The sequence below is a fragment of the Bradyrhizobium sp. SHOUNA76 genome, assembly GCF_023006445.1.
In the GTDB taxonomy this organism is placed as follows: domain Bacteria; phylum Pseudomonadota; class Alphaproteobacteria; order Rhizobiales; family Xanthobacteraceae; genus Bradyrhizobium.
This window is the reverse complement of the sequence record NZ_JALBHA010000016.1, coordinates 1-24,309: the sequence shown is the minus strand read 5'-3', so window position 1 is coordinate 24,309 and position 24,309 is coordinate 1. Positions and strand designations below refer to the sequence as shown.

Annotated in this window: 21 protein-coding genes and 1 pseudogene; 18 read left to right on the top strand and 4 right to left on the bottom strand. The window is 62.2% G+C overall.

The annotated features are described in order from the left end of the window. Positions 1–454: 454 nt before the first annotated feature. The 12 genes from MOV74_RS04340 (at position 455) to MOV74_RS04285 (ending at position 11,773) form a co-directional block, all read left to right on the top strand. On the top strand, positions 455–799 hold the full coding sequence (locus MOV74_RS04340) for a VOC family protein (RefSeq protein WP_246918246.1): 345 nt from the start codon (positions 455–457) through the stop codon (positions 797–799). A gap of 89 nt (positions 800–888) precedes the next feature. After that, positions 889–1,413, top strand: a complete 525-nt coding sequence (locus tag MOV74_RS04335; RefSeq protein ID WP_246918245.1) for a flavin reductase family protein — start codon at positions 889–891, stop codon at positions 1,411–1,413. A gap of 114 nt (positions 1,414–1,527) precedes the next feature. Further along, complete coding sequence (locus MOV74_RS04330; protein ID WP_246918244.1) at positions 1,528–2,397, top strand: branched-chain amino acid ABC transporter permease; 870 nt, start codon at positions 1,528–1,530, stop codon at positions 2,395–2,397. Next, positions 2,381–3,412 carry a branched-chain amino acid ABC transporter permease gene (locus tag MOV74_RS04325; RefSeq protein WP_246918242.1) on the top strand — a complete coding sequence of 344 codons (1,032 nt, stop codon included), beginning with the start codon at positions 2,381–2,383 and terminating at the stop codon, positions 3,410–3,412. Before MOV74_RS04330 ends, MOV74_RS04325 begins: the two co-directional genes overlap by 17 nt. Then, the gene (locus MOV74_RS04320; protein WP_246918239.1) at positions 3,409–4,134 is read left to right on the top strand and encodes an ABC transporter ATP-binding protein; all 726 of its coding nucleotides are present in this window, start codon (positions 3,409–3,411) and stop codon (positions 4,132–4,134) included. Before MOV74_RS04325 ends, MOV74_RS04320 begins: the two co-directional genes overlap by 4 nt. Next, complete coding sequence (locus tag MOV74_RS04315; protein ID WP_246918237.1) at positions 4,127–4,846, top strand: ABC transporter ATP-binding protein; 720 nt, start codon at positions 4,127–4,129, stop codon at positions 4,844–4,846. The genes MOV74_RS04320 and MOV74_RS04315 overlap by 8 nt, the downstream gene beginning before the upstream one ends. Positions 4,847–4,950: 104 nt before the next feature. Next, positions 4,951–5,715, top strand: coding sequence for an enoyl-CoA hydratase/isomerase family protein (locus MOV74_RS04310; protein ID WP_258719503.1), 765 nt, complete (start codon positions 4,951–4,953; stop codon positions 5,713–5,715). Further along, complete coding sequence (locus MOV74_RS04305; protein ID WP_246918232.1) at positions 5,716–6,510, top strand: creatininase family protein; 795 nt, start codon at positions 5,716–5,718, stop codon at positions 6,508–6,510. Between the two features lie 167 nt (positions 6,511–6,677). Beyond that, positions 6,678–7,811, top strand: a complete 1,134-nt coding sequence (locus MOV74_RS04300; RefSeq protein ID WP_246918231.1) for an LLM class flavin-dependent oxidoreductase — start codon at positions 6,678–6,680, stop codon at positions 7,809–7,811. Between the two features lie 16 nt (positions 7,812–7,827). Then, positions 7,828–8,607, top strand: coding sequence for an enoyl-CoA hydratase/isomerase family protein (locus MOV74_RS04295; protein WP_007594449.1), 780 nt, complete (start codon positions 7,828–7,830; stop codon positions 8,605–8,607). A gap of 1 nt (position 8,608) precedes the next feature. Beyond that, positions 8,609–10,474 carry a long-chain fatty acid--CoA ligase gene (locus MOV74_RS04290; protein ID WP_246918229.1) on the top strand — a complete coding sequence of 622 codons (1,866 nt, stop codon included), beginning with the start codon at positions 8,609–8,611 and terminating at the stop codon, positions 10,472–10,474. 75 nt (positions 10,475–10,549) lie between these two features. Beyond that, positions 10,550–11,773, top strand: coding sequence for an ABC transporter substrate-binding protein (locus MOV74_RS04285; protein WP_258719502.1), 1,224 nt, complete (start codon positions 10,550–10,552; stop codon positions 11,771–11,773). A gap of 72 nt (positions 11,774–11,845) precedes the next feature. Here the strand turns inward: MOV74_RS04285 and MOV74_RS04280 are convergent, their stop codons facing one another. Next, the gene (locus tag MOV74_RS04280) at positions 11,846–12,706 is read right to left on the bottom strand and encodes a helix-turn-helix domain-containing protein (RefSeq protein WP_246918227.1); all 861 of its coding nucleotides are present in this window, start codon (positions 12,704–12,706) and stop codon (positions 11,846–11,848) included. A 366-nt stretch (positions 12,707–13,072) separates the two neighbouring features. On the opposite strand from MOV74_RS04280, the gene mdeB reads away from it, so the two are divergent. From mdeB to MOV74_RS04255, 5 genes are all read left to right on the top strand, one after another. Continuing rightward, positions 13,073–15,751 (top strand): alpha-ketoglutarate dehydrogenase, encoded by a 2,679-nt coding sequence (gene mdeB, locus MOV74_RS04275; protein WP_246918224.1) that lies wholly within the window; start codon positions 13,073–13,075, stop codon positions 15,749–15,751. A gap of 17 nt (positions 15,752–15,768) precedes the next feature. Beyond that, positions 15,769–17,049 (top strand): 2-oxo acid dehydrogenase subunit E2, encoded by a 1,281-nt coding sequence (locus tag MOV74_RS04270; protein WP_246918222.1) that lies wholly within the window; start codon positions 15,769–15,771, stop codon positions 17,047–17,049. A gap of 8 nt (positions 17,050–17,057) precedes the next feature. After that, positions 17,058–18,773, top strand: a complete 1,716-nt coding sequence (gene lpdA, locus MOV74_RS04265) for a dihydrolipoyl dehydrogenase (RefSeq protein WP_246918219.1) — start codon at positions 17,058–17,060, stop codon at positions 18,771–18,773. Positions 18,774–19,418: 645 nt separating this feature from the next. Further along, entirely contained in the window at positions 19,419–19,619 is a 201-nt protein-coding gene (locus MOV74_RS04260) for a hypothetical protein (RefSeq protein ID WP_246918218.1), read from the top strand. Between the two features lie 16 nt (positions 19,620–19,635). Next, the gene (locus tag MOV74_RS04255; protein WP_246918217.1) at positions 19,636–20,058 is read left to right on the top strand and encodes a hypothetical protein; all 423 of its coding nucleotides are present in this window, start codon (positions 19,636–19,638) and stop codon (positions 20,056–20,058) included. 585 nt (positions 20,059–20,643) lie between these two features. Here the strand turns inward: MOV74_RS04255 and MOV74_RS04250 are convergent. The 3 genes and pseudogenes from MOV74_RS04250 to MOV74_RS04245 all read right to left on the bottom strand — a co-directional run bounded on the left by MOV74_RS04250 (position 20,644) and on the right by MOV74_RS04245 (position 23,286). Further along, complete coding sequence (locus tag MOV74_RS04250) at positions 20,644–21,363, bottom strand: hypothetical protein (protein WP_246918214.1); 720 nt, start codon at positions 21,361–21,363, stop codon at positions 20,644–20,646. A gap of 222 nt (positions 21,364–21,585) precedes the next feature. Further along, a pseudogene (locus tag MOV74_RS41240) lies at positions 21,586–21,726 on the bottom strand (DUF4236 domain-containing protein); the annotation flags it as partial. A 462-nt stretch (positions 21,727–22,188) separates the two neighbouring features. Beyond that, positions 22,189–23,286, bottom strand: coding sequence for a site-specific integrase (locus MOV74_RS04245; RefSeq protein ID WP_246918211.1), 1,098 nt, complete (start codon positions 23,284–23,286; stop codon positions 22,189–22,191). 185 nt (positions 23,287–23,471) lie between these two features. On the opposite strand from MOV74_RS04245, the gene dusA reads away from it, so the two are divergent. Then, positions 23,472–24,309, top strand: an 838-nt coding sequence (gene dusA / locus MOV74_RS04240; protein ID WP_246918284.1) for a tRNA dihydrouridine(20/20a) synthase DusA, incomplete at its 3' end; no start/stop codon positions are given.

The window sequence follows — 24,309 nt, the reverse complement described above, 5'->3', positions numbered from 1 at the left end:
TGCCTTATTTCGATACATTTGTCGCACATGCGATATGCAGGCCGTTGATCCAACGGATCGATCACGATGTAACGGCCGGCGCTTCATCGAGTGGCTCCCCCTGGCACTTGACGGGATGTGCAGCAGAGCTTCGGTGTCGAGCATCGCAACTCTGCGGCCCTGTTTCGTACGACCGCCTTTCGCCGCGTGTGGCCGTGGTCCCAGGTCGCTGACCACACCGCCGGCGTTGCGCGAGACAAATGATTCGGCAGGAACGACAGGTCACCCTCGACGACCAGATAATGGCAAAGATCGGCCGGACGGAGAGCTGGATGAAGCGATCCGACAGGTCGCTGCAGCATAAAATGCTGATGAAGCTTCTGCGACACGCGTTGTTCAAGCAGTAATGCTGAGAGGCTCGAGCGACTATTCATCCACGATCGCATTAGGGCGGCGGACGGTTGGATTGTCGAGCGTGAAACTGAAGCAAGTCTATCTAACAGCGAACGATCCTGGACGCCTGGCCGAGTTCTACGAAGGCTTGGGTTTGAAGGTGCGCTTCGCTGATCCCGGTAAGTGGATCCAGTTCGTGAGCGATGCGGCTGCGTTCTGCGTCGCCGACCCGATGGAGTCCGCGTCGGAACAACTCAAGGATGCCGTTCTCGTCTTCGATGTCGACAACCTCGAGGCCGCCATGGAGCGTGCCGCAGCCATGGGTGCGCAAGTCGGCGCGGTTCGGGACATGGCCAGTCACGGCCGGGCGGTGAAGGTGCGGGATCCGGGCGGCAACGTCATCCAGTTCTATCAATCAGCCGGATAGCTCAGACGTTCACTGGGGCAGCGCTGCATGCCCGGACTCACAACAGACAAATAGGGCGCATCCATCCCATGAATCCAAGAGTCGTAGCCATGTCGTCCGCCACACCGCCGCTGTCCGAACCGAGCCCACTCGATGCCGCAGCATTCCGCGCTGCGATGCGCAACGTGCCGGGCACCGTGTCGATCGTCACGACAGGCCGGGCTCCGAACCGCCATGGTCTGACGCTGACGGCGGGCTGCTCGCTGTCGGCGGCTCCGCCCAGCGTGCTGGTTTGCGTCAATCGATCTGCCGGTGCGCACGACACCATTCTCGGCAGTGGGTCGTTCTGCTGGAATATTCTGGGGGTCGAGCATCGCGATCTGGCGCTCAAGTTTTCCGGGCAGGACGGCAGCAAGGGAGATATCCGCTTCGGCGACGGTTTGTGGTGCGATCTCAAAACCGGAGCGCCAAGTCTGATCGGCGCGGTCTGCAGCTTCGATTGCCGCGTGGTGAACGCTTACAGCGACAGCAGTCACACCATCTTCACCGGAGAGGTGGTGGCTCAGACGGCGAGAGCCGGATGTGATTCGCTCGTCTACATCGACGGATGTTTCGCCGCGCCAAAGGCGGTCTGAAACACAGGACGACGTCCGACGCCGCTACGTTTCCGCTACGGCCAAGATGGAACCGATCAGCATGCAAGGAAGACGAAGACTTTCCATCGCGCATCCATCAGCGGTCGGTCGCTGATGCTGTCGCTCTGGCTCAATGTAATCGCCGGCGGGGTGCTCATCGGGCTGGTTTACGGGCTCGTCGCGCTCGGCCTCACGATCATCTTCGGCGTCATGCGCGTGGTCAATTTCGCTCATGGCGAGATGGTCGTGTTCGGGATCTACATCGGATACTGGACCGTTCGAATCTGGGACGTCCCAATCGTTTTAACAGCCGCGATCGCCGCGGTCGTCATGTTCGTGTTCGGCTATCTGCTGGAGACGCTCGTCGTGAAGCGGTTCGTCAATCGGCCGCATCACTATCAGTTTATCGTCTTCATCGGCCTCTCACTGCTTTTCAGCGGCGTATTGCTGATGTCGTTCGGTCCGGATCCGCGGCCGACGGCGTCTCAGCTGTCCTTCCAGACCGTGAGCGTGGGATCGCTCACCTTGGATTGGGCCCGCATCCAGGCGGCCGCTACGGCCGGACTGCTGATCGCCGCACTGGGAGCTTATCTGAAGTACTCCGCATTCGGCCGATCGCTGCGGGGCGCCGCCAATAATCGACTGGGCGGACTGGTGGTCGGGCTGAACATCCCCCGGGTCTATGCGGTGACCTTCGGCATCGGATCAGCCTGCGCTGGCGTCGCCGGCGCATTGATCTCGCCGTTGTTCGATGCGCAGCCCTATCTCGCCGTCGACTTCACGCTGCTGGCCTTCGTGACGGTGATCGTCGGTGGTCTCGGCAGCTTCGGCGGCGCTCTTCTGGGCGGCCTGACGATCGGGGTCGCCGAAGCGATCGCGGCCTTGATGTTCACGCCGTCGATGAAAACAGCACTCCCTTACGCGCTCCTGATCATCATCCTGATTTTCCGTCCGAGGGGGTTTTTCGGTGCAAAGGACATCTGATCAAGCCAGCGACGCCAAGCGTTGGGGCGCCGGCGTTCTGGTCTTCGCCGCCCTGGCCGTGGTGGGTGGCATGTCCAACGCCTACGTCATCTCGCTTCTGACGATCGTCCTGTTGTTCACCTTCATGGGACAATCATGGAACCTGATGCTCGGGATCGGCGGGCAGCTATCCATCGGTCATGCGCTGTTCGTTGGAATCGGCGCGTATGCGGTGGCGATCCTGAACATCAAATACGGCGTCACCCCGTGGATCGGTCTGCTGCTTGGCGCGGTGATTGCGGGCTCCGTCGGCGCGGTGCTGGCGTGGCTGAGCTTCCGCTTCGAGGTCCGTGGCATCTATTTCGCGCTGCTCACGATCGCAGCCGCCGAATTCGCCCGGATCATGTTCGGCGGGTGGGATTATGTCGGCGGCATGCAGGGCCTGTTCTATCAGGCGCCGAGCGGCGCGATGGACCTCGGGATGCTGCGCGGTGACGCGCGGTTCTACTACTTCGTCGCGCTCGCGCTTGCGGCCATCGGCGTCGCGGGAACGGAGCTGATCTCGCGGTCCTATTGGGGCTATGTCTGGCGGGCGATGCGGGATGACGACGAGGCCGCCCGCGCGCTGGGCGTACGGACGTTTCGCCACAAGGTGCTGGTGGTCTCGATATCGGCCGCGACGGCCGCGATCGGCGGCGGCGTGCTGGGCCTAGTGCAGGGCGCGATCTTTCCGGATTCGATCATGGGCATGGCGATCTCGGTCGACGTACTGATCGGCCCCGTGGTCGGCGGATTGGGCACTGCATTCGGCCCGCTGGTCGGCTCGATGGCCGCAATCCCGCTGCATCACGCCATGGGGGCTCTCGGCGACGCCCTGGGGCTCCCCGGACTGAACAGCGTCGCTTACGGGGCGGTGCTGATCCTGGTCGTGTGGTTTCTGCCCGACGGCATCTGGCCGTCGATCGTCCGGCTCTACGGGGCGATCCAGCTGCCGGCGCGCGGCCGGATCCCACAACTGCGGAAGGTCGAGGAATGACCGCGCTGCTCGAAGTGAAGAACCTGACCAAAGCGTTCGTTGGATTGGTCGCGGTCAATGACGTCAGCTTCTCACTGCAGGCAGGCCGCATCACCGCCCTGATCGGACCGAACGGCGCCGGCAAAACCACCTGCTTCAATCTCGTCGCCGGGGCGCTGAGACCGACCGCCGGGCAGGTGCTGTTCGAGGGGCGTTCGCTCGAGCGCGAGCCGCCCGAAGCGGTGTGCCGCATGGGCATTGCGCGCACCTTCCAGATCGTCCGGCCGATGAAAGATATGTCGGTGCTCGAGAATGCCATGGTGGGTGCTTTCAGTTGGACGACGAGCGTCAAGGAGGCGCGGGACAAGGCGTATGAGTCGCTCGAAAATGTCGGGCTCGCCGGCAAGGCGAATGCCCGGACGGATCAGTTGACCTTGCCCGATCGCAAGATGCTGGAGATGGCGAAGGCGCTCTCGACGCGCCCCAAGCTGCTGCTGCTCGACGAAGTGATGGCGGGGCTGCGTCCGACCGAAGCGGCCGGCGTCGTCGGCGTACTGCACAGGCTCGCCGAGGGCGGATTGACGATCCTGCTGGTCGAGCACGTGATGCGGATCGTGATGGAGGTGGCGTCGACCGTGGTGGTGCTTCACCACGGCGCCAAGATCGCCGAGGGCAAGCCGTCAGAGGTGGTGGCGGATCCTGCGGTGCTGGAAAGTTATCTGGGGGCCGGCTTCCATGCCTGACGACACGCTTCTCGCCATCGACGACCTGAGCGTGGCCTATGACGGCTCCAATGCGCTGAACGGCGTGTCGCTCCGCATCGGCAAGGGTGAACTGATCTGCGTGGTCGGCGCCAACGGCGCCGGCAAGACCTCTCTGATCCGATCAATCGCGGGGATCGTGCCGTCGTCGCGCGGTTCCGTCAGGTTCAACGGAGTCGATATCTCGCGGCGACCGCCGTGGGACATTTGCGAGATGGGCATCGCTCAGGTCGCCGAGGGCCGCCAGATCTTCAGTGCGCTCTCTGTCGAGGACAATCTGCTGATCGGAGGCTCGCTGAAGCGGGCTAGGCACGACCGGGCAAACACACTCGAGTCCGTCTATCAGCTGTTCCGGCGACTTCGCGAGCGCCGCGACCAGCTCGCCGGCACGCTCTCCGGCGGCGAACAACAGATGCTGGCGATCGGTCGCGCGATCATGTCGAAGCCAGAAATCGTGATGTTCGACGAGCCGTCGATCGGGCTGTCGCCGGCGCTGACCGACGTAATGTTCGGCGTCGTCAAATCCCTCAACGAGCAGGGTATCACGGTCCTTCTCGTCGAGCAGAATGTCGCCAAGTCGCTCGCGCTGAGCAGCCGCGGCTATGTGCTTGAGAACGGCTCCGTGGTGTTGCACGGAGCGAGCCGCGATCTGCTCGAGAACCCCGATGTCCAGCGCGCCTATTTGGGGTTGTGAGGTGCGCCGTCTCGGCGAGGCGTCGGGCATTGTCACTCTCGTCGCGCCGCCGTGTGGTCCACCGCTCCCCGTCTGTTTTAGCCGCTCTCGCTTGGGTCACACTTATGAACACAGCCACTTCTCTCCTGATCGAGCGTGATCAAGACCTGGTCACGATCACGATGAACCGGCCGCCGGCCAATGCGCTAAATGCTCAACTCATCGTCGAGTTGCTGGAGGCGATTCGGCGCTTTGCCGACGACGAGAATCCGCCCGGCATCGTGCTCACCGGAGGCGGCGACCGCTTCTTCAGCGCAGGCGGCGACATCAAGGAAGTCGTCGGGATCGATGTCGCGAGGCCGCGCATCCGGTTCTTCCACGAACTCCTTGTGGCGATGGAGAACTATCCGGGTCCGATCGTCTGCGCCGTCCGCGGCTATGCGGTCGGAGGCGCCCTGGAGTTTCTGCTGCATGCGGACTATGTCGTGGCCGATGCGGCGTGCAAGATCGGGTTCCCGGAAATCAACCACGGCCTGCTGCCGGTGACCAAAGGCATGCGCCGGGCCGTCGAGAAGCTCGGCGTGCGGGCGGCGCAAGAGCTGCTGTATTGGGGCGAGCTCGTCGGCGCGGAACGCGCCGTGACGATCGGCGCCGTGAACGAGATCGTCGCAACCGAGGAGGTCGCGTCACGAGCGCGAGACGTGTGCAGCGCGTTGCGGCAGAAAGACCGCAAGCTGTTCCACGCCATCAAAAGATCGCTCAACCTCACCGCGCAAATGAGCGATCAGGCGCTCGAAGAAATGACCGTGGCCGACCTCGACGCCTATGTCACAGACGAGAGCTCGATTAATGTGCGGGCGAGGTTTTTGTCAAAGAACAGTAAGGGCTGAATGATGGCGCGTGGATATCCCGATCAGATCTATCTGGAGCAGATGAGCCACGAGGAAGTCGCCGCGGCGCTGGCCGATGGGTGCACGACGGTGTTGATTCCGTTGGGGGCCGTCGAGCAGCATGGACCGCATTTGTCTTTGGGCATGGATGCGGATCATGCCGATGCTCTGGCCGAGCGGATCGCGCGCAGCCGCGGAAACACGCTGGTGGCGCCGACCATCAGGGTTGGCTGCTCGTCTCATCATCTGCCATTCCCGGGCACGATCTCGCTACGGCCGGAGACGCTGGAAGCGATTTGTGTCGATTATTGCACAAGCCTGGCGCGGCACGGCTTCAAGCGCATCCTGATTCACTCGGGCCACATCGGCAATTTTCCGGTCCTGAAGGACATGCTCGGTCGCCTGCGCGGGGCCGTCCCCTCGGATGTTGCGATCCAGGCGTTCGTCGACTCGACGAAATGGATCGACACGTGGCGCGATGCGGTGCGTAAAGCCGGAGGAGACGTATTGGCCGTCGGCGGCCATGCCGATATCGCCGAGACGTCGATAATGATGGTCATTCGGCCCGACAGCGTCAGACAAGACCGCTTCGAGGTGGGCCATCTTGGCGGCTTGTCGGAGGCTGATCTCGAGCTGATGTGGAAGAACGGCATCCGATCGGTTTCGCATAACGGCGTGATCGGAAGTCCGTTCGGTTCGAGCCACAACATCGGCGAAGCGTGCCTCGCGGCGGTCGCCGAGTTGCTGATCAAGACCTTCGATAGCGAGGCCGGAGACGACGGCGCCAGCCGTTGACGGCAGCCCGTCCGCTGCGCGGCGAAGCTTCCCAACGTCGTCTGCCACGTTGCGAGTACTGACAGCATAAAATTCGGAAAGCGTTACTACGCAACGCGGCTTTCGGGCGAAAATATCGCCCCGCCTATGAAACCCTCTGGCATCTCGAAAGCTAAGAGGATTGAGACATGGCACTTACGTTTGGGTTCTGGTCTGAACAGGAAACCCAGGTCGGCCACAGTTACTCGCGCAGGCTCCACGAACTGGTCGACGAAGTTCGTCTGGCCGAGAAGGTCGGCTTCGACTGCGTCGCGCTCTCCGAGCAGCACGTGGCACTGGGCGGGATCTCGAGCTCGGCGCCCGAAGTGGTGTTCGGCTATCTGGCCGCGGTGACGTCGCGCGTCAAGCTGCGCGCGGCCGTGACGCTGATGCCGCAGCGCATCAACCACGCCTTGCGTTCGGCCGAGCGGCTTGCGGTGACCGACATCCTGTCCAACGGCCGCATGGAATTCTACGGCGGCCGCGCCAACACCACCATCGCGATGCGGGCGTTCAACGTCGATCCGAACGAAACGCTGGCGCAGATGGAGGAAGGACTGGCGCTGCTGAAAACGGCGATGCGCCAGGACATTTTCACGTTTGACGGCAAGTACTACCAAATCCCTCCGCGCCAGCTGGTTCCGAAGCCGCTACAGAAGCCGCATCCGGTGATCGGGATCGCGGCGACCAGCGAGCGCAGTCACGTCTGGGCCGCCTCGCAGGGCTTCGCCGTGATGAGCAGCAACATCTATCAGGGCTGGGAAGCGCAGCAGAAGCTGATCGGCGCCTATCAAAAAAACTGGAAGCGCGACGAGGGGGGACCGCTGCAGCGCCCGCGTATCGGCATTCCGCTGTTCATCGGCATCGGGAAATCGGACGAGCAGGCCAAAGCGGATTATGCCGGCCCGCTGATGCACTATGCCAAGATCTCGACTGATGCCTATCCGCGTCTCGCGGCGATTGCCGACGACTACAAGTACATGGGAGAGAGCGTGCCGTCGATGGAGCGTGCCGCCAACGACTGGGACTATCTGGTCAACGAATCGGCCACGACGGTGTGCGGTAGCCCCGATACGGTCATTCGTCAGATCGAGAAGTTCGAGGCCATGGGGATCGACGAAGTGCTGCTGCACATGGATTCCGTGCCGCACGCGAAGATCATGGAGGCGATCGACATGGTCGGTCGCTACGTCATCCCGCATTTCAACGACAGGAACAACGTCGTGCGGCCGACCGAGGAGATCCTCGGGCAGATCCGGCTGATGCGGACCCAGAACAAGTAATCCAGCGGTGAAATCAATGTCGCAATACGGCTACAAGTACCTGATCGTCGAACAGCGCGCCACAGGCGTCGCGATCGTCACGATGAACCGACCGGAGATCCTCAACGCGATCAACTGGGAGATGCACGAGGAGCTCGAAGACGTCTTCGTCAAGCTGGATCACGACAGTTCTGTCAACGCGATCGTTCTCACCGGTGCGGGCCGCGGATTTTGCTCCGGTGGCGATCAGAAGTCGCTGGATAAGGGGACGCTGCCGTCTCCGACGCGCAGCGGTCGCCACCTCATCCGCAACATGCTGGAAGTCGAAGTGCCGATCGTTGCGGCCGTCAACGGTGTCGCGGTCGGCCTGGGTGCCACGCTCGCGCTGTTCTGCGACGTGATCTATGCGAGCTCGACAGCTCGTTTCGCCGACACGCACGTCAATGCCGGCGTCGTCGCGGGCGATGGCGGCGCGGTGATCTGGCCGCTGCTGATGGGGCCGGTGCGCGCGAAGCACTATCTGATGACCGGTGAATTCATCTCCGCGGAGAAAGCGGCTGCTATCGGCATGATCAACGAGGTGGTCGCGGACGGCAACGTTCTCGATGCCGCGATCGAATACGCCGAACTGCTGGCAAGCGGGCCGAAGGAATCGATCGTGTGGACCAAGTACAGCGTCAACAAGATCATCAAGCAGTACGCCCACCTGCTGCTCGACACCTCTGCGGCGCTGGAGATGTTGACCTTCAAGTCGCCCGAGCGGGCCGAGGCGGTAGCCGCCTTCGCGGCCAAGCGCAAGCGCTTCGCGGAGCGATGAGATGAACGTCGCTGCGTTTACATCCGGCGCCCAGTTGGCCGATACGACCGTCGCGCAACTTTTGGCTGCGCGACTTGCGGAGCGGCCCGACAAGATCGCCGTGCAACAAAAGCGTCATGGCGCCTGGACCGCCATGACGTGGGGCGCCTACGCGCAGCGTGTCGTGAACCTGGCCAGCGCGCTGCGGCGTGCTGGTCTCGAGCGCGGCGATCGGGTCGCGATCATGGGCGATTCGTCCGAGGAATGGTTGATCGCCGACATGGCCACGATGTGCGCCGGCGGCGTCATGGTGGGCGTGTACTTCACCTCGTCACCGGAAGAAGTGGCTTACTGTCTCACGGATTCAGGCGCGAAGTTCGCGTTCGTCGGCGGGGAGCAGCAGCTTCGTATCGTGATCGCCTCCAATCAGTCCGAGCAGCTCCGCGGCATCATCGTGCTCGACCCGGATTGGACCGGCGAGGCCACGGCGTCGATCAAGTCGCTGGCCGACTTTGTCGGAGCGCACGATGTCGATGCGGATGATTATCTGCAGAAGGAGAGCGCGACAGCAAAGGCGTCCGATGTCGTCAGCATCGGTTATACGTCCGGGACGACCGGGAACCCCAAAGGCGCCATGCTGACGCACCTTTCCATTCTCGCCGGCGTTCATTGCATCACCCTGTTCGGCCCTAGCATGCGTGAGGAGGAACATCGGGTGGTGGTGCATTTGCCGATGTCGCATACCGTCGCGCGCGGGCAGGCGACGACGTTGCCGCTGATCGCCGACGCAGTTCCTTATTTCGGCGAGACGACCGCGGACTTCGCCCAGACGATCAAGGAGGTGAAGCCCACCTACTACATGGCGCCGCCGCGGTTCTACCAGCGTTTTGCGACGCAAATTCTCAGCAAGGTGCATCCCGCCGGCAGTGCGGGAGATCAGAACTACACGCTCGCCATGACGGTCGCGCGCAGGGCGCTCGAAGACCGCCAGGGCGGCCACGAGGATGCCTTCGTTTCGAAACTATTTGCGGCCTGCCGCGAGCAAGTATTCCTGCCGCTGCTCGCCGAGGTCGGTTTCGACGAGCTCAAGGTTGCGTTCACCTCGTCGGCGGCGATGCCGTCCGAGCTGATGTCGCTGTGGCAGCTGTGGGGCTTGCAGCTCAAGGAGTGCTACGGCCAGACCGAATTGGTCGGTGCCAATCTGGTGCAGATGGCGGAGTGGCCGAAGGCCGGCAACGTCGGGGTCCCGTTGCCGGATCCGGCTTGGGAAACCGCCGTACTCCAGGACGGTGAGATGATCGTCCGTGGACCGGGATTGTTCGCGGGCTATTGGAACAAGCCGGACGAAACGAAAGCGGCGCTTCGCGACGGCTGGCTCTACACGGGCGACATCGTCGAAGTGTCGCCGGAAGGAATCTTCAAGCTGGTCGACCGGAAGAAGGAGATCATCAACACGTCGAACGGCAAATCGATCAGCCCGACTCAGATCGAAAACGAGCTGAGGCACAGCCCCTTCATTTCCGAGGCGGCTGTGATCGGCGAGGGACGAAAATATCTCACCGCCCTGATCGAAGTGGATGCCACCGCCACAATGGACTGGGCGAAGTCGCGCGACGACAAGATCGCGAGCTACGCCGACCTGGCAGGCTCCGAGATCGTCAACCGGCTGATCGAGGCGGAGATCGGCAAGGCCAACGGAAGGCTGGCGCGAGCCGAGCAGATCAAGGCGTTCCGCATTCTGCCGGAGGAGCTGTCGCTCGAGAACGGCGTCATGACGCCGACGCGGAAGAAGCGTCGCAAGCAGATCAACGAGCGCTATCGGTCGCTGATCGCGTCGCTCTACGACGAAACCGAGGAAAAACTGATCAAGGCCGAGATGGGCCTTTGACGTCGGCGGTCGCTTCTCAACGTACGGAACTACCTGTCGAGTTAAATTTCACTCCTTCAGCAAAAGGACATCGAGATGACCAAGCGAAGCGGAATCACGCGGCGGACGATTGTCGGAAGCGGATTGGGAATTGCGGCAGGCCTGGTATCAAGGCCATCGTTTGCGGCGAACACGAAGGTGAGGATCGGGGCGATCATGCCCAGCAGCGGCGTGCTGGCGTTTCCCGGTCAGGCCTGCGTGCGCGGCATCGATCTGGGCGCCAAATTCGCGCGTGAGAAGTTCGGCCTCGAGATTGAGATCGTTCACGCCGATACGCAAAGCCGTCCGGAGAACGGCCGGATTGCCGCCGAGAGCCTGATCCGGCAGGGCTGCACCGTGCTGATCGGCGCGTGGGATTCCGGCGCCACCATTTCGGCGCTGCAGGCCTGCGAGGCCGCCAAGGTGCCGATGGTGGTCCACATCGCGAGCGCCACCCAGGTGACTTCGCAAGGCTTCACCCAGGTGTTCCGCTATTACCCCACGTCGCTGACCATCGTGCGGCAATCGCTGACCGAGCTGAAGTCCGTGCTCGGCACGCTGAAGGATCCGCCGAGCAGCGCCGTCGTTCTCCATCTCAACAACACGATGGGGCAGTCGACGGCGGCTAGCATCGATCAGGCGTGGAAGGAAGTGGATCTTCCTCTTAAGATCGCGCAGTACGTTGCCTATGACGAGAAGGCCAAGGATCTGTCGGTAGAGGTTGCCAAGGCGAAAGCGTCGGGTGCCGATGCGTTGATCTCGGTCACGCGCGTCAACGACGCGATCATGATCGCGCGCGAATGCATCAAGCAGGGCTGGGACCCGAAGATGGTGTTTTCGCCCAACTCCAACGGCGTGTCGGACAAGGCGTATCACGACGCGCTCGGAAAGTATGGTGACGGTCCGGTTCTGTCGGCGTTGTGGCTCAATCCCAAGGGCGCCGAGACCGACAAGATCATGAAGATGTTCGCGGCCGACTACCCGAACGACTGGTTCGATGCCAATGCGGGCTGCGCGTTCGAGGCAGTGCAGATCGTCGCAGACGCCGTGACGCGGGCGGCTTCGCCGGAGTCGGCGGCGATTCACGGCGCGCTCAAGAAGACCGACATGAAGCCGATCCTGATGTACGGCGACAACACTAAGTTCGACGAGACCGGCCAGAACATCCACTGTTCGATGGTGATGCTGCAGGGTTTGAACGGCAGGCCGCGTGTGGTGGCTCCAAAGGCCATCGCAGAAGCGTCGCTCGAGTATCCGCTTGCGCCTTACAGCAAGCGCTGACGTCGTTACGTGCGGCCCCGCGAAAGCGTCGTGGGGTCGCGGTCGGCAAATGCCGAGGCGAGGACGTGCGAGCTAGGGCAAACTGTCCGAATTGATCAGGCGCGACCGCTCGGCAAGGAAGCGGCGGGGGCTCTGTCCCATCGTCTTCTTGAACATCGTGATGAACGCGCTGGGTGTTTCGTAGCCCAGTTCCAGCGACACGGCCTGGACCGAGCTCCCCGCCGTGAGGCGTTGCATGGCGATCAGAATGTGGAGACGCTGGCGCCAGCGCCCGAAGGTCATCCCTGTTTCCTTGGAGATGAAGCGTGCGAACGTACTCTCGCTCATCGCGTAGCGCGAGGCGACTTCGTCCATCGTGCTGCGGTCGCCCGGATTATTCAACAAGGAGGTCGCGAGGTGTTGAAGACGGGCGTCGGGGGAGATCGGCAGATACATTTCATCCGTCGTCGGCATTTGCACGAGTTCGTCGAGCAAAACCCGGCCGAGACGGCTGGTCGGTCCTTCCAGCGGATAGAGCGGTGGGAACACCGAGAGGCGGTGGATCAATTCGCGCACCAACGACGTGATCATCAACGTGCAGCAGGTCCGCGGCAGCATGCTGACCTGTGGATCGATGAACACGGTGTAGAGTTTGCCGAAATCGGCCACGCAATTGCTGTGCTGCACGCCGGCCGGGATCCATACCGCGCCTTGCGGAGGCACGATCCACAAGCCGCCAGGCGCCCGGCACATCACCGAGCCATGCGATGCGACGACCAATTGGCCTTTGCGGTGTGAGTGCAGCGGCAGGTCGTCGTTGTCTTTGCTGGTTTCGAGACAGAATGAAGTGACGGGACGATCGAACTGATCCGGATCGACCGGATCATAGTTGATCCGAAGATCGGGCAGATCCATTCGCGCAAAATCGCGATCGAACTCGGTCTCGGGCGGCATTTCAATCCTGCCAATTCGTCAAGTCAGTCAGGCCTTGATGCAGATCCTGCTAACCGAGGTTAGCCGTTTTAAAAGGTCAGGTCACTAGTCGCGGCGTGCCGTCGAGTTCGCTGATCCGCGACAAGATGCCCGCTACTGCGGCATGAGCGCTTAGGATGCGACATGTTGCGCCGTGACCAAGCGGAAGCACCTGTCAGGCGGCCCGCGGCTCGATCACTCGCTGATTAAACCAACAGCAGAGAATGCTGCGATGCGAGCATAGGCGTCCCGCCGGAGCCGGGCAATCCGTCGGAACGCGGCCGTATTCAGCACCACGTGCCATAGCACCCGATGCTACCAAGTGCGGGCTTTCTCGGAGCCCGACGCATGACTGCACACATCGATCCGCCACGCAAGGCCGTCAACGCCGATCAGGACGCGGTCGAAACCGCCGATTGGCTCGCCTCGCTTGGTTCGCTCCACCACAACGCCGGTGCCGAGCGCGTGCGATACATCCTGGCTGCGCTCGATCGGCGTGCGAAGGAGCTCGGCGTTCTGCCGGACTCTCCGCCGTTTTCGCCCTATCGCAATTCCATTCCGCTCGAGCAGCAGAAGACTTACCCCGGCGACATCGCGATCGAGACCCGCCTGACGGCGATCATTCGCTGGAACGCGCTCGCGATGGTGGTCCGTGCCAACAAGGCCTATGGGGAACTCGGCGGGCACGTCGCCAGCTACGCCTCGGCCGCGGAGATTTTCGAAGTCGGTTTCAATCATTTCTTTCGTGCGTCAAGCTCCGAGTCGGAGGGGGACTTGGTGTATTTCCAGCCGCATTCGTCCCCCGGAGTCTATGCACGAGCGTATCTCGAAGGCCGGCTGTCGGACGTAAATCTGAAGCTGTATCGCCAGGAACTGAGCGGTCCCGGTCTGTCGTCCTATCCGCATCCCTGGCTGATGCCGGAGTTCTGGCAGGTGCCGTCGGCGTCGATGGGCCTCGGCCCGATCAGCGCGATCTACCAGGCGCGGTTCATGAAGTATCTGCAGCATCGCGGCCTGGTGCAGACGGCTGGTCGCCACGTCTGGGGTGTGTTCGGCGACGGTGAGATGGACGAGCCGGAATCGATCGCCGGGCTCGCCCTGGCGGCGCGGGAAAATCTCGACAACCTCACCTTCGTCGTCAATTGCAACCTGCAGCGCCTGGACGGGCCCGTCCGCGGCAACGGGCAGGTGATTCAGGAACTCGAATCTCTCTTCCAGGGCGCCGGCTGGAACGTCATCAAGGTGCTGTGGGGATCGGACTGGGACGATATCTTCGCGCGCGACAGCAAGCATGCGCTGCTGCGCAAATTCGCCGACACCGTCGATGGCAAATATCAGACGCTCGGCGCCAAGGATGGGGCCTACAACCTTGCCAACTTCTTCAGCGAGGACTCCGAGGTCCGGGCGCTGGTTGCGCACATGTCGGACGCGGATATCGACGGCCTGAAGCGCGGTGGCCACGACTTCAAGAAGCTGTTCGCGGCCTTTGCCGCCGCTAAGGACATCAAGGGTCGGCCGACCGTCATTCTGGCGAAGACCAAGAAGGGCTACGGCATGGGCGGCGCCGGCGAGTCGCGCATGACGTCGCACCAGGCCAAGAAGCTCGACGTCGAGGCGCTGTATGCGTTCCGCGACCGGTTCGCCCTGCCGCTCAGCAACGAGCAAGTCGAGAATTTGGAATTCTTCCGGCCTGCAGAAGACAGCGCGGAAATTCAGTATCTGCGCGCCCGTCGCGCGGCCCTCGGCGGCTACATGCCGGCGCGGCGACGCGCTTCGGCGACGCTGCCGGTGCCGCCGCTGCAATCCTACGCGGAGTTCGCGCTGCGCGGCGACGGCAAGGAGACGTCGACCACGATGGCGATCGTGCGGCTGTTCACCAATTTGCTCAAGGACAAGACGCTCGGCCCGCGCATCGTTCCGATCGTCGCCGACGAAGCCCGTACCTTCGGAATGGCGAACCTGTTCAGGCAGGTCGGCATCTACTCGCCGGCGGGGCAGCTCTACGAGCCGGAAGATGCCGGCTCGATGCTGTACTACAAGGAAGCGATCGACGGTCAGTTGCTGGAGGAAGGGATCACCGAGGCGGGGGCGATTTCGTCCTGGACCGCGGCGGCGACCTCCTACAGCATCCATAACTTCCCGTTGCTGCCGTTCTATATCTACTATTCGATGTTCGGCTTTCAGCGGGTCGGCGATCTGATCTGGGCGGCGGCGGACCAGCGCGCGCGTGGCTTTCTGATCGGGGCGACGGCCGGCCGGACGACGCTCGGCGGCGAAGGCTTGCAGCATCAGGACGGGTCCAGCCATCTGATGGCGGCGACCGTTCCGAACTGCCGGGCCTACGATCCGGCATTCTCCTACGAGGTGGCCGTCATCGTCGATCACGGCATGCGGTCGATGCTCGAGCAGGGCAACGACGAGTTCTATTACCTCACGGCGATGAACGAGAACTATGCGCAGCCCTCGATGCCTGACGATGCGCGCGACGGCATCATCAAGGGTCTCTATCGGGTTCTGCCGAGCGCTGACGGGCCGGCGAAGATCAGGCTGGTCGGCTCGGGCGCCATTCTCCCGGAGGCGCTCGCCGCCGCGGCGATGCTGCAAAGCGAATGGAAAGTGGCCTGTGAAGTCTGGTCGGCAACGAGCTTTTCCGAGCTGGCGCGGGAGGCGCGCGAGGTGGAGCGAGCTAATCGGCTCTCGCCGCTGTCGACCCCGGTCGAGAGCCACGTCGTACAATGCCTCGGCGGCAAGGTGCCGATCGTCGCGGCATCGGATTATGTCCGGGCGTATCCGCAACTGATCGGTTCTTACATCGAGGCGCCCTATACGGTGCTGGGCACCGACGGCTTCGGGCGCAGCGATACACGCGCCGCGCTAAGATCTTTCTTCGAGGTCGATCGCAAGCAGATCGTGGTTGCGGCGCTGTCGGCGCTGGCAAAATCGGGTGAAGTGGCGCGTGAGCAGGTCGCCGAAGCCATCGCCAGCTACGAATTGCCGACCGGCGTTGCATCGCCTTGGTCTCGCTGACAGAGGGCGGAGCGCGCATGTCTCGTTCAATTGAGGTCGTTCTGCCGGATATCGGGGACTACAAGGATGTTCCGGTAGTCGAAATCAATGTGTCGGTCGGCGACGAGGTCACGATCGACATGCCGTTGCTGTCGATCGAGTCCGACAAGGCGACGATGGAGGTGCCATCCCCGGCCGCAGGCACGGTGGCCAAACTGATGATCGACGTCGGGGCGCGGGTTTCTCAAGGTTCGGTTCTGATGATCCTCGAAGGTCGCGGTGAATCCACCGCGCCTCCGCCGGCGGCTGCGTCGGCGCCACAGGTGGAACAACGGATCTCTCAGCAGGAGGCGCTGTCACGGCCGGCGCCCGCGGCTCCAGTCGATGAATCGCGAGCACGTGCGCTGCAGCCGCAGCCCAGCGGGGCGGCGCATGCATCGCCGTCGGTCCGCGCTTTGGCGCGTGAGCTCGGCGTGACGCTGGAGTCTGTCATGCCCAGGGGCCCCAAGGGCCGGATTCTGCGCGAGGATGTGGTGGCCTTCGTCAACGGACTGGTGCGATCGGGACCGGCGATGGCGCCTGCGCCCGACGCCCCGGTCGATTGGCCCAAAGTGGATTTCGAGAGGTACGGCGCGGTCGAGCGCCTGCCGCTGACGCGGATCCAGAAGCTGACCGGCGCGAACCTCTCGCGCAACTGGAGCGTCATTCCCCATGTGACGAATTTCGACAAAGCGGATGTGACCGACGCCGAAGCCTTTCGTCAGCTCGCCAACGCCGAGGCCGCGAAGGACACGGCGAAGCTCACCATGGTGTCGCTGCTGATCAAGGCCGCGGCCTTGGCGCTGCAGAAATACCCGCGCTTCAATTCCTCGCTCGATGGCGATGAACTGATCCTCAAGCACTACGTCCATATCGGCTTCGCCGTCGACACGCCGAAAGGTCTGGTCGTGCCGGTGATCCGGGACTGCGATAAGAAGGGCCTTCGGCAGATCGCCGCGGAGATGCGCTCGCTCGCCGACAAGGCGCTCACGGGGCAGCTCGCGTCGGGCGACATGCAGGGCGGCTGTTTCTCGGTGTCGTCTCTGGGAGGCGTCGGCGGTCAGGGATTTACGCCCATCATCAACGCGCCCGAGGTGGCAATCCTCGGAGCTGGTCGTGCCGCCACCGAGGCAGTCTGGAACGGCCGCGAGTTTGAACCGCGACTCATCCTTCCGATGAGTCTGTCGTGGGATCACCGGGTCGTCGACGGCGTGGCCGGGGCCCGGTTCCTGGGATTCGTCGCTTCGGTGCTGACCGATCTGCGGCGCTTCGCATTGTGAGGACGCAGATGCGGACAGAGGAGATCAGGGTCCCCGACATCGGGGATTTCCGAGACGTCGAAGTCGTCGAGGTCCACGTGAGGGCGGGCGACGTCGTCGCGCGAGAGCAGACGTTGGTCACAGTGGAATCCGACAAGGCCACGCTGGAGATTCCGTCGCCGATCGCAGGGGTGATCACGAGCATTTCGCTGCGTGTCGGAGACAAGGTGTCTCAAGGCTCCATGATTGGCACGGCGTCGGCGTCGGACGAAGCGGGCGCGCAAGGCAAGACGATCTCGGCGGATCAGGCCGATGCTGGCCAGCGCGCAACAGATCATACGCGCTACGATCTTGTCGTGATCGGAGGCGGGCCGGGCGGCTATTCAGCAGCGTTTCGGGCCGCAGATCTTGGACTGAGGACTGCGATCATCGAACGCTACGGCACCTTGGGCGGAGTTTGCCTGAATGTCGGATGTATCCCGTCGAAGGCGTTGCTTCATGTTGCGGCCGTCAAGGAGGAAGCCGAGCGGATCGCCGACAAGGGCATTCGCTTCGCCGCGCCGCAGATCGATCTGCAGGCGCTGCGCGCTTTCAAGCACGGCACCGTCAAGAGGCTGACGGATGGGCTGAGCCAGATGGCGGCGGCGCGCCGCGTCACAGTGATCCGCGGCACAGCGAAATTCGTCTCCGCCACGCAGCTCGAGATTGCCGGCGAGGAGGCAAGCTCGCAGCAAATTGAATTTGGTCAATGCATCATCGCGACGGGCTCGCGCGCGGTGCAGTTGACGGTGCTTCCCAAGGACGAGCGGGTCGTGACCTCGACCGGCGCGCTCGCGCTGCGAAGCATTCCGGGCCGCATGCTCGTGATCGGAGCGGGGATCATCGGGCTGGAGATGGCGACCGTCTACAGCGCGCTCGGCGCCAAGATCGATCTTGTCGAAAGGCTTCCCGATATCCTGGCGGGCGTGGATGCCGATGCGGTGAAGATCTGGCGTTCGCGCAACGCGCATCGCTTCGAGCATATCGACCTTGAAAGCAGCGTATCAACTGCCGCGGTGACGCCCGACGGCGTGACGGTTGGTATCACGATCGCGTCAGTTGAGGCACGATCCTACGATTTCGTGCTGCAATCTGCAGGCCGCGTTCCTAACAGCGGGGAACTCGGCCTCGAACGGATCGACGTTGCCATCGATCCGAACGGCTTCATTCAGGTCGACGAGCAGATGAGAACGACGGCGCGCAACGTCTTCGCCATCGGTGACGTCGTCGGTGGTTCGATGTTGGCCCACAAGGCCGTTCACGAGGGGCACGTCGCCGCGGAAGTAGCTGCCGGGAAGCCGGCGGCCTTTACGGCGAAGATCGTCCCCAATGTCGCCTACACCGATCCTGAGATCGCCTGGGTCGGCAAGTCCGAGCGTGATGTCGCCGAATCCGGAGGGAAGATCCGTTCGGCAAAATTCCCATGGGCCGCGTCCGGCCGGGCTATCGCGTCGGGCGCGTCCTATGGCATGACGAAGCTGTTGTTCGACGTCGAAACCGGTCGCATCGTCGGGGGCGTGATCGTCGGACCGCATGCCGGCGATATGATCGGGGAAATCTGTCTCGCGATCGAAATGGGGGCTGACGCGATCGATATCGGCAAGACCATTCACCCGCATCCGACCCTCGGCGAGACGATCGGCATGGCTGCCGAAGTCTATGAGGGCATTTGCACCGACCTGCCTCCAATCGCCAGAAACCGGTAGATCAGTTGGCCCAATCGATGTCCGTTATCGAAGCCCTTGAACAACGTCGCGCCGGTGCCAAACTCGGCGGCGGCGAGAAGCGCATCGACGCGCAGCATGCGCGCGGCCTATACGGCTTCTGATTTAGATGGGATCGAGCATCTCGACACGTTACGAGTGGCGAGCACACTTTCCGCGTCGCCATCTCGGACAACGCTGATCAGAGATTTCGCCAAACAAGCGTGCGACCTTCGGCCGTTTAGGCCCGGAAAACGGGTCTAATTCGTCAGATTTGCGACCCCTAAACCATTGTGTTCATTAGGAAAGGGGACGCCTGTAGATTAGCCGCCTCATGCCTCCTTCCCCAGCCTGGTTTGGCCAGCGGGTGCCAGCAGGTTTAGCTTCGTCGATTCTCTGAGGTCCTGTCTGATGAAGCTCACGCCGACCCGCCCGCCAGGGTCAAGCCGGATCCGGACCCTGAAGGTTTCGCTGACAGGCGCAGGGAACACGCCTGCCGCATGGAGGCCATCGCCTCTCATCTCGGCACGCCTCCAGATCCTCTGCTTCCCTAGGTTCGATCGCATTTTCCGCAGAGCTTAACATGCCTGAATCACCAAACCGGCAAATCCCGGCTAAGATGGGTTTTCCCTTTTGGGGGGCAACCTCATGTTCGACACGGAAACCACCGCGCTGTTGCGCGCGGTCCTCGATGAAGTCTGCGAAAGCGTTTCGCACCGCGAGATCGGAGCACGGACTCGCGTAGCTTCGAAAATCCTGGAAGCCGCCACCAGAGGGGAGGTTTCGCCCCATGGCCTTAGGCAGGTCGGCCGCGACGCCCTGTCGCGTGCGCCCACGATATGGCGCTAATTGATCCGGAGGGGGCGTGAACTTTCAGGTGACGGTCCTCAAGATCCTGGTGAGCTATCCGGATGGCTTCGCCGTCATGGAGGACCTCAAACGCGACATGGCCATCTTGGCGACAAGTGGCCGCGAATGGGCGGACCGGACCAAGCGTCTTGCCGCGCGGGTGCCCGATCTCGATATCTTTTCCCACGGGTTGGTCGAACGCATCAGCGGTGGATGGCAGATCACGGCGAATGGAAGGGCGGTGCTCGAGTTTATGGAAGCCCGCCCAGCTGCGCCCGAACCGATCCAGGCGCCTTTGGTCGAGGAGATTACGGCTGCGGTAGTAGCTTTGACGCAGGTTCCTCAGCTGCGGCAGCCCGCTGATCGAGCCAAGCGGCGGCGTGAACGCCGCGAGCGTCGGCGCGAGGCGCGCGAACGAGCGAGGGCGAACACCTCCTGAAGTGTCCTACAGGGTGGGCAAGGCAGGAAAAGACGACAGGAGCGAACCCGCGCTATCGCGCGCAGCGACCGCTCCGCCGGCTCTGACCACGCGAGGCCAGTCAGGTCTATGACCGCCGAGAGGCCGAGTTCGAGAAGGATCCGAGCGGCATCCGCTCGAGGTTCAGGCCCGCATTGGTGATGTTCTCGCCGAGCTCTCCTGCTCCGACATTGAAGCCCGCATCCGAAAGGACGCGACGAGCTCGGATGGATCAGGTGAACCTATCGCAGATTCGATAGGCTAAGCTTCCGGCGGCGAGATAGCGGTTAGGCTGGCGTGGGCGTCGCCTTTGACGCCATGGCCCTCCACCAGCACGATCCGATCCTGCTTCGGTTTGCAGAAGTGTTGAGCGCGATCGGCAGGGACCGGACTGCGTTATGCGCCGAGGAATCAAGGCCCGGTTCATCGGTGTTTCTGAATTCGCTTCCGACCTGTCCAAGAAGCATCGACACGGCCTCAGTTAATCCTCCGGTGCGGCTGAGGCCGTTTCCTTGTCAGCAGCATTTGGACCAATTGGATAGCTAACTTATGAGGTCAGTGGCACCGCTAGGCCGACATTGCGGCGAGGGTTGCAACAAATCTCTCCGCAACATCACCGCGTGAACACTGGATGCGCTCATTCACGCCACCTGCAGAGCGCATATCGATCTCACCGTAGAGACAGATTGGTAGTTGTTGGTTGTTGTTGAAGCGTCGGTCTCGACCGCCCTTGCGGTTCACATAGCGCCAGGTCTGATCCACCACAATGGCGTCGGCAGGTGGGACCTCCTCGATGAACCGAGCATTTCGAAACGTGAATTCGACATCTTGGTAGGCGAAGGCGGCGACCGTCCTGCCGGAGGTGACGAGGATGGCGTCAGGCGTCAGGTAGAAGGTCTCCTTTCCCAGTGGCAGTTTCAGGAAATCGACGTTGCTTTTGACCAGGTGCGGCTTGTCTCTACCCAAGGAGACCGGGTGCCGTTGGATCAGCTTCGAGGCGCCTGCATTGCGCTTCCAATCCGTTTCCTGCATCTCGAGAGGGACGTTCCAGATGCCGCCGCAGCTGGCCAGGTCGTGAAAGGCCGAAGCGAGTGTTTCAAACCTCGACGAATACTCCGCTGAGAGCTCGTACTCGAGCGACACGGTGCTGGATTCGCGGCCGTGGATAGTCAGCGATCCGAGAATTAGGACCACGCCGGTCGCCAGGACAAAGGCCGCGACCGGGGGCAGGGTCGAAGTTGAGCCGACGACCACAAGGGCCCCGAGAGCAAAGAGCGCGGACAGCATCCCGATCAGTATCTTGTATCGGCGCCAACGGGATCGGGCGGCTGCTATATTTTGTGCAATGTCGATGGTTGAGTTGGCGGCCAGCTCATCGATCGGAGCACTGTCGATCGCCGTCAGACTGACCTCAATAGGGCCAGGAATGGGCGGATGGGGCGCGTCCGGTAAGGGAGGAGGCGAGGCGCTAGCCGCCGCGTATGGTTGGTAGGCGCTCCACGAGACTCCGGATCCCGGAAGACTGATCGTCGTTCTCGTGCCACGCGGGCCGACGGTGTAGTGCAGGCCGCGCGAGCCCAGCGTGACACTGGCACCGCTCCCGCTCAAATTCAGGCGGAGGTCGGGACAATCTTGAAACTGCGGCGAAATCTAAAGCCCATCGGCAATAACGAACGGCAAACGGTGAGGTAGTACTTGGACATCTTATCGCGCATAGATCGAAAATTACAACTGTGAGGGGGGCCGTCGGCCCGCGCGTATATAGCCGAGCAGGCCCCTTCTGCCAGTTTGGTTTGATGGTCGGCCCGAACGGATCCGAGCATCGGCCAGGTCGAGCGTTCACTTCTGAAATCGAAAAGGGCAAAGAGGCAGTCCGAGTACCTTGCCGCCAGTAGACAGCCAACTCGAACATCATTCCGACAAAAGCAAATTCTGTCGTAATCTCAATGAGCAAAAAGGCTGCAAATTGTCGGAATGGGGTTTGAAAACACTACGGAAATTCGAAGACTTCCAAGCTGAATACGATCACCGCCGCGGCGCGGAGCCTTGCTGATTTGCCAGGTAGGCGCGTCACCGGCACGTTGTCACTCATCAGCCACGAAACAGCACGCGTCACGAGGCAGCCAACGTTTCGATGAGTTCTTCCATTGAAGGCTGCGAAGCCTTCTGCAGCTTGTGAAGGTCTTCCGGCTTGAGATTGGTGTAGCGTCGCAACTGTCGCCAATCTTTGTGGCCAGTCACCATGGCGACTTTCTCGATTGGAAAGCCCGCCTCAAAAAGTCGACTTGTGCCTTCGTGGCGAAGGTCGTGAAATCGCAGGTCATCGATATCGAGAGCCTTACATGACCGGCGGAAGGCTGCGCCCACCGATTTGGAGTGGTGAGGAAACACTCGTCCTCTGCCACGAGTTACAATCCGCTGTTCAAGCACCAACTGCCAGGCGTCATAGCCGGTCACGTTGAGGAGGGGGATCGTCTGGTGATTCCCATCCTTGCGTCGAGGATCTTTCCGGTCTCGTATCTTGACCGTTCGCTTCTGCATGTCGACGTCCGACCATTCTATTCGACAGATCTCTGCCTGACGCATTGCAGTCGCTACGGCGAAGCGGACGATTCTGCCTAGCGGGATAAATTGACGAGGATTGTTCTCGGTGTACTCCGTCAATTGGCTTAGTTCATCCTGCGACGGGCGGCGGTCGCGTTCGTTACCCTTGCCGATTAGGTCGAGGCGTTTGAGCGCCACCCTCGCCAAGCGAACGTTTTCGGCAGACACGTCAATTCCATGAATGGCGGCAGCGTGTGTAAGAATGGTTCGGATGAAAGAGAAATCGATCGATAACGTCGGTGGGCCTGCGCCTTGCTTCGCTCGCCTTTTGCCAAATTCGATCAATCGCTCGCGCGTTAGATCCTGAATCTTTACTCTTCCGAGGGAGACCTTCAATGCCTCCATTACGGCGGCCTTGGACCGTCCGATAGACTTTCCGACTTCGGTCAGATCGTCGATGTGAAGCGTGATCAAGTCGGCAAAGATCCGCGGTGGTTCGTGGGGACGAGCCCGTCTAACCGGGATCCCGCGATCGATCGACCGCTCCACGTCACGGGCCCATTCTTCAGCGTCATGCCGCCGTAGAAATGTGTTGGCCACATACTGCCGCTTGCGCCGCACCTGGACCCGCCAGCTCCCCGAATCGAGCTTTGTGAAGGTAGCCATTGCGTGTGCACTCCAGTCCGATTTCGTGTGCGCTACGTGTGCACCGCGAGATCAAATGCGGTACAAACGGGTGCAATTTTGGCTAGTTTGGAGTGCACACACAGGGTGTATGTTCCTCTTCTAGTCCTTTGATAGTGTAGGGTAACTTGTTGAAAGATCAAGATTATCTATTTTCCGTCGCGCCCATGATGGATTGGACTGACCGGCACTGCCGGGTGTTCCATCGTCACCTGACGCGGCGGGCGCTGCTCTACACCGAGATGCTGACCACTGGCGCCATCATTCATGGCGACCGGGAGCGGTTGCTTGGGTTCGACGCGATCGAGCATCCGGTTGCACTTCAGCTTGGTGGCTCGGATCCGCGCGAGCTCGCGCAGGCGGCGGCGATCGGCGAGGCGTTCGGCTATGACGAGATCAATCTCAACGTCGGTTGCCCGTCCGATCGCGTGAAGGATGGCCGCTTCGGCGCCTGCCTGATGGCGGAGCCGGAGCTGGTGGCAAGGTGTGTCGAAGCAATGAAGCGCGCAGTCGCCGTTCCCGTCACGGTGAAGTGCCGTATCGGCATTGACGACCAGGATCCGGAGGTTGCGCTCGATGCGCTCGCGCGCGGGGTGGTCGCCGCCGGCTGCGACGCGCTGATCGTGCATGCCCGCAAGGCTTGGCTCAACGGTTTGTCTCCGAAGGAGAACCGCGACATCCCGCCGCTCGACTATGAGCGCGTCTATCGCCTCAAGCGCGCAATGCCCGGAGTGCCCGTGATCATCAATGGCGGCATTCCTGGGCTCGACGAGGCGAAGGCGCATCTGGAACATGTCGACGGCGTGATGCTCGGCCGTGCCGCCTATCAGGAGCCGTGGCGGCTGCTCGCTGTCGATTCCGATATCTTCGGCGAGGCAGCCCCGCATGGATCCATGCAGGACGCGCTCGAGGCGATGATGCCCTATATCGCGCAGCAGCTCGCGCGCGGCACGCGGCTGCATGCGATCACGCGGCATTTCGTCGGCGCGTTCCACGCGGTGCCCG

Bases quoted from the DNA above. Each gene is read 5' to 3' on its own strand.
- MOV74_RS04335 (WP_246918245.1), top strand. From the start codon at position 889: ATGTCGTCCGCCACACCGCCGCTGTCCGAACCGAGCCCACTCGATGCC.
- MOV74_RS04330 (WP_246918244.1), top strand. From the start codon at position 1,528: ATGCTGTCGCTCTGGCTCAATGTAATCGCCGGCGGGGTGCTCATCGGG.
- MOV74_RS04320 (WP_246918239.1), top strand. From the start codon at position 3,409: ATGACCGCGCTGCTCGAAGTGAAGAACCTGACCAAAGCGTTCGTTGGA.
- MOV74_RS04315 (WP_246918237.1), top strand. From the start codon at position 4,127: ATGCCTGACGACACGCTTCTCGCCATCGACGACCTGAGCGTGGCCTAT.
- MOV74_RS04310 (WP_258719503.1), top strand. From the start codon at position 4,951: ATGAACACAGCCACTTCTCTCCTGATCGAGCGTGATCAAGACCTGGTC.
- MOV74_RS04305 (WP_246918232.1), top strand. From the start codon at position 5,716: ATGATGGCGCGTGGATATCCCGATCAGATCTATCTGGAGCAGATGAGC.
- MOV74_RS04300 (WP_246918231.1), top strand. From the start codon at position 6,678: ATGGCACTTACGTTTGGGTTCTGGTCTGAACAGGAAACCCAGGTCGGC.
- MOV74_RS04295 (WP_007594449.1), top strand. From the start codon at position 7,828: ATGTCGCAATACGGCTACAAGTACCTGATCGTCGAACAGCGCGCCACA.
- MOV74_RS04290 (WP_246918229.1), top strand. From the start codon at position 8,609: ATGAACGTCGCTGCGTTTACATCCGGCGCCCAGTTGGCCGATACGACC.
- MOV74_RS04285 (WP_258719502.1), top strand. From the start codon at position 10,550: ATGACCAAGCGAAGCGGAATCACGCGGCGGACGATTGTCGGAAGCGGA.
- MOV74_RS04280 (WP_246918227.1), bottom strand. From the start codon at position 12,706: ATGCCGCCCGAGACCGAGTTCGATCGCGATTTTGCGCGAATGGATCTG.
- mdeB (WP_246918224.1), top strand. From the start codon at position 13,073: ATGACTGCACACATCGATCCGCCACGCAAGGCCGTCAACGCCGATCAG.
- MOV74_RS04270 (WP_246918222.1), top strand. From the start codon at position 15,769: ATGTCTCGTTCAATTGAGGTCGTTCTGCCGGATATCGGGGACTACAAG.
- lpdA (WP_246918219.1), top strand. From the start codon at position 17,058: ATGCGGACAGAGGAGATCAGGGTCCCCGACATCGGGGATTTCCGAGAC.
- MOV74_RS04260 (WP_246918218.1), top strand. From the start codon at position 19,419: ATGTTCGACACGGAAACCACCGCGCTGTTGCGCGCGGTCCTCGATGAA.
- MOV74_RS04250 (WP_246918214.1), bottom strand. From the start codon at position 21,363: ATGCTGTCCGCGCTCTTTGCTCTCGGGGCCCTTGTGGTCGTCGGCTCA.
- MOV74_RS04245 (WP_246918211.1), bottom strand. From the start codon at position 23,286: ATGGCTACCTTCACAAAGCTCGATTCGGGGAGCTGGCGGGTCCAGGTG.